The organism is Blastomonas sp. UPD001 (assembly GCF_003426715.1).
In the GTDB taxonomy this organism is placed as follows: Bacteria; Pseudomonadota; Alphaproteobacteria; order Sphingomonadales; family Sphingomonadaceae; genus Blastomonas.
Genome location: NZ_QKVT01000209.1, coordinates 1 through 4,823, shown reverse-complemented (window position 1 = coordinate 4,823; position 4,823 = coordinate 1). Strand labels below are relative to the sequence as shown.

Below are 4,823 nucleotides of genomic sequence, written 5' to 3'. Positions count from 1 at the left end.
ATCTGGGGCGGCGCTGCGGCGCTGGCGGTCGTGGCGGCAGCTCTGGGCTGGCAGTATCTGGGCAGCGGTACCGATCCGGCATCCGACTCCAACCCCAATGCCGATGCGCGGGTCGCACCGGGCGCGCTCAGTCCGCAGCAATTGCAGCGGCTGGGCATCCGCACCGCAACGGCAGAGGCTGCGGCGGACGTGCCCCTGGGCACCGTCCCCGCAGCCATAACCCTGCCGCCGGAAGCGCAGGTGGCGGTCACCGCACCGTTCGATGGCGCGATCGTGCGGCTCTATGTGATTGCCGGTCAGGAGGTCGCGCCGGGCCAGCCGCTGGCGATCGTCAAGAGCCGCGAGCCGCTGCAATATGGTGCCGAGCTGGCCCGCGCCCAGGCGCGGCTGGGCCTCGCTGAAGCCAGCGCCGCGCGCACCCGGCAGCTGGTGCAGGAAGGCATCGTCGCGGGCGCGCGCGCCGACGAGATGGACGCTGCAATCCGCGTCGCGCGCACCGATGTCGCGGAAAATGCGCGCATCCTGCGCCAGGCAGGGGCGAGCGCCTCGGGTGAGGTCACGTTGCGCGCGCCGATTGGCGGACGCGTCGCCGCAATGACCGCGCAGGTCGGCGGGCCGGTCATGGCGACATCCGCGCCCTTCGTGATCGAGAACAGCAGCGCCTTCACGCTCGACCTGCAATTGCCCGAGCGGCTGGCGGGGCAGGTGCGCCCCGGCATGCGCATTGCCGTGCCGGCGAGCGGCACGATGCCGGGGATGGTCGGATCGATCCTGTCGGTCGGCAGCTCGCTCGATCCGGCGACGCGCTCGATCATCGCCAAGGCGCGGGTCGACGGCAGGCCTCCGCTCGTCGTTGGCAAGTCGGTGATGGTGGTGATCCACCAGGACGGCACCCAGCCCGGCATCAGCGTGCCCTCCGCCGCCATCACCCAGATCGATGGCAAGCCGCATGTGCTGTTGCAGACGGCGAAGGGCTTCGTGCCGCGCGCAGTCATCGTGGCGGGCCAGTCGGGTGACCGCTCGGTGCTGTCGGGCGGGCTCAGGCCGGGGGACAAGGTGGCCGTGTCGGGCCTCAGCGAACTCAAGATGCTGCTGGCGGGGGATTGAGCGCCATGCTGCGCAAGCTCGTCGAAGCCTCGCTGAATTTCCGCCTCGTCGTCGCAGGGCTGGCGCTCGTGATCGCTGCCCTGGGGGGCTGGTCATTCGTCAACCTGCCGATCGATGCCTTTCCGGACATCAGTTCGACCCAGGTCAAGATCATCCTCAAGGCCCCCGGCATGACCCCGGAGGAGGTCGAGAGCCGCGTGATCACCCCGATCGAGATGGAGATGCTGGGCATCCCCAAACAGACCGTGCTGCGCTCGGTCGCCAAATATGCGATTGCCGATATCACCATCGATTTTGCCGATGGTACCGACATCTACTGGGCGCGCAGCCAGGTCGCCGAGCGGCTGGCCAATGCCACCGCAGACCTTCCCGCCACGGTCGAGGGCGGCATGGCGCCGATCTCGACGCCGCTGTCGGACATGTTCATGTTCACCATCGAAGGGCCGCTGTCGCTGACCGAGAAGCGGCGGCTGCTCGACTGGACGGTGCGGCCCGCGCTGCGCACCGTGCCCGGCGTTGCCGATGTCAACGCGCTCGGCGGCATGGTCGAGACCTATGAGGTTCAGCCCGATGGCGCGGCGCTGGCGGCTGCGGGGCTGACCATCGAGGACCTCAAGGCCGCGATCGAGGCGAGCAACCGCAATGATGGCGCGGGACGGCTGAGCGTCGCGGAGGAATCGCTGATCGTGCGCTCGGTCGGGGCGATCGCCTCGCTCGACGATCTCGCGTCGGTCGTGGTGCGCAGCGCGGGAGGGACGGTGCTGCGTGTCGGCGATGTCGCGACGGTGCGCATGGGCAGCCTGACCCGCTATGGCGCGGTGACGAAGAACGGTACCGGCGAAGCGGTGCAGGGGCTGGTCATCGGGCTGCGCGGCGCGGATGCGAGCAAGATCGTCGCGGGGATCAAGCAGCGGCTCGCCGAATTGCAGCCAACATTGCCGCCCGGCGTCACGGTGAAGCCGTTCTACGACCGGTCGGACCTGATCGGCCGCGCGGTCGGCACGGTCGAAAAGGCGCTGCTCGAGGCGACGGTGCTGGTCGTCATCCTGCTGCTGCTGTTCCTGGGCGACGTGCGCGCTTCGGTGATCGTCGCGCTCGCTTTGCCGATGGCAGCGCTGATGACCTTCATCTGGATGCGAGCGATCGGGCTGACCGCGAACCTGATGAGCCTGGGCGGGCTCGCCATCGCGGTGGGCATGCTGGTCGACGGCGCGGTGGTGGTGGTCGAGAATGTCGTCGAGCGGCTGTCGGACCCGAAGCATCGCGGGGCGAGCAAGCTCAACGCGGTGTTCGTCGCCACCGCCGAGGTCGCGACCCCGGTCGCCTCGGGCATGGCGATCATCGCGCTCGTCTTCCTGCCGCTGCTCACGCTCGAAGGGCTGGAGGGCAAGCTGTTCGCGCCGGTGGCGATGACCATCGTGCTCGCGCTTCTCTCCGCGCTGATCCTGTCGCTGACGCTGGTCCCGGTGCTCGCCTTCTATGGCCTCAAGCGCGCCGAGGGGCATCATGAGCCCGCGCTGATGCGCTGGATGACGCCGCGTTATGCTCGGCTGCTCGATGCGAGCTTCGCGCATCCGCGCCGCGTGTTCGCAGGCGCGGGCGCGGCCCTGGTGCTCGCGGGCGTGGCCTATGCGGTCACCGGCAAGACCTTCCTGCCGACCATGGACGAAGGCTCCATCATCGTGCAGCTGAGCAAGCTGCCCAGCATCGGCCTCGATCACAGCACCGCAGGCGACATGAAGGTGCAGAAGGCGCTGCTCGCCGATGTGCCCGAGATCGAGGCGGTGATCGCGCGCGTCGGTAGCGACGAGCTGGGGCTCGACCCGATGAGCCCCAACGAGACCGACAGCTTCCTGCAGCTGAAGCCGCGCGACGCGTGGCGCCGGGCCGACAAGGTCTGGCTCACCGATCAGATCCGCGCGGTGATGCACGATTTTCCGGGCATCGAGCCGACCTTCACCCAGCCGATCGAGATGCGCATTTCCGAGATGCTGACCGGCGCGCGCGGTGATCTGGTGATCAAGCTGTTCGGCCCGGACCTCAAGGAGCTCTCGCGGCTCGCAGGCGAGATTCAGGCCCGGCTGGAGACGATCGAGGGCACGACCGAGGCGATGACGGTCGCCAACGATACCGTCGACTATCTGCAGCTCGATATGGACCGCGTCGCCGCCGGACGCGCCGGGATGCCGGTCGACCTGCTGCAGGACATGATGCGCGCCAATGTCGAGGGCGTGCGCGCGGGCACGGTGACCGAGGCGGGGCGCCGCGTGCCGGTGATGATCAAGGGCACGGGCGGGCAGGGCATGGACCCGGCGCAGTTCGCCGATCAGCTCTATCGCGCGCCTTCGGGCCAGCTGGTGCGCGCGAGCGATGTCGCGCAGGTCCGCCAGGTCGCCGGACCGGTCAAGCTCGAGCACGAGAACGGCTCGCGCTATGCGATGGTGCAGGCCTTTGTCGGCGGGCGCGATCTGGTCGGCTATGTCGACGATGCGAAGCGCGACATAGAGGCCAATGTGAAGCTTCCCCAGGGCTATCGGCTGGTCTGGGGCGGGCAGTTCGAGAACCAGCAACGCGCCTCGGCGCGGCTGATGGTGGTGCTGCCCATCTCGCTCGTGCTGATCTTCCTGGTGCTCTTCGCGACGCTGGGATCGGTGCGCGCCTCGCTGCTGATCCTCGTCAACATCCCCTTCGCGATGGTCGGCGGGATCATCTCGCTCGCGCTCTCGGGCGAATATCTCTCGGTCCCCGCCTCGGTCGGCTTCATCGCTCTGCTCGGCATCGCGGTGCTCAACGGGCTCGTCATGGTCACCTGCTTCCGCCAGCTGCGCGAGGATGGCCTGAGCCTCGAACAGGCGGTGCGCCAGGGTGCGGCGCGGCGGCTGCGCCCGGTGATGATGACCGCGACCATCGCCGCGTTCGGGCTGGTGCCGCTGCTGTTCGCGACCGGGCCGGGATCGGAGATCCAGCGGCCGCTCGCCATCGTCGTCATCGGCGGGCTCGTCAGTGCGACGATGCTGACGCTGATCCTGCTGCCGATCCTCTACCAGCGCTTCGGCGAGAGCCGCGCCGAACGCGATGCCGGCGTGCTCGGCGCTGCCACGGGAGAAGCCGCATGAAGTGCCGGTTCGCCCTGATCGCCGCGCTGGTAGCCAGCACCGTGCCTGCGCTCGCCCAGCCCGGGCTTCCCCCCGAGGCGCATGTTCGCGAGGCGCTCGACCAGCATCCCTCGGTGCTTGCCGCCATGGCGCGGGTCGCGGCGGCACGCGCCGATGGCGAGGCGCTGCGCGCGGGCCCGCACGAATTCCAGCTCACCACGAGCGCGATCCAGCGCAGCGTCGACCGCGAAGGCCGCTATGCCGAGTTCGATGCCTCGCTCAGCCGCCCGATCCGGCTGCCGGGCAAGGCGCGGCTCGACCGGCAGGCAGGAGCCTCGGGCGTCGAGGCAGCGGAAAACCGGATGGAGGATGCGCGCCACCAGGCGGCGCTGCTGCTCGCTCAATATTGGTGGGACTGGCTGGGCGCGGCGGCCGAGCAGCAGATCGACGCGCAGGCGGTGCAGAATCTGGAACGTTCGCTCGCCAGCATCCGCCGCCGCGCCGAGCTGCGCGATGCCGCACCGATGGAGGTCGATCAGGCCGAGGCGGCGCTGGGTTCGGCGCGGTTGCAGGTGCAACAATCGGCGGGCCGCGCAGAGCTGGCCAGGGCGCGGATCGCGG

The 4,823-nt window shown here is 69.4% G+C and carries 3 protein-coding genes; all 3 read left to right on the top strand.

From position 1 onward, the window contains the following. The coding region (locus DM995_RS21015) for an efflux RND transporter periplasmic adaptor subunit (RefSeq protein ID WP_157973456.1) at positions 1-1,107 on the top strand (1,107 nt) is incomplete at its 5' end. A 5-nt stretch (positions 1,108-1,112) separates the two neighbouring features. Then, on the top strand, positions 1,113-4,223 hold the full coding sequence (locus tag DM995_RS21010) for an efflux RND transporter permease subunit (RefSeq protein ID WP_116970959.1): 3,111 nt from the start codon (positions 1,113-1,115) through the stop codon (positions 4,221-4,223). Further along, the coding region (locus DM995_RS21005; protein ID WP_198669568.1) for a TolC family protein at positions 4,220-4,823 on the top strand (604 nt) is incomplete at its 3' end. The genes DM995_RS21010 and DM995_RS21005, both read left to right, overlap by 4 nt.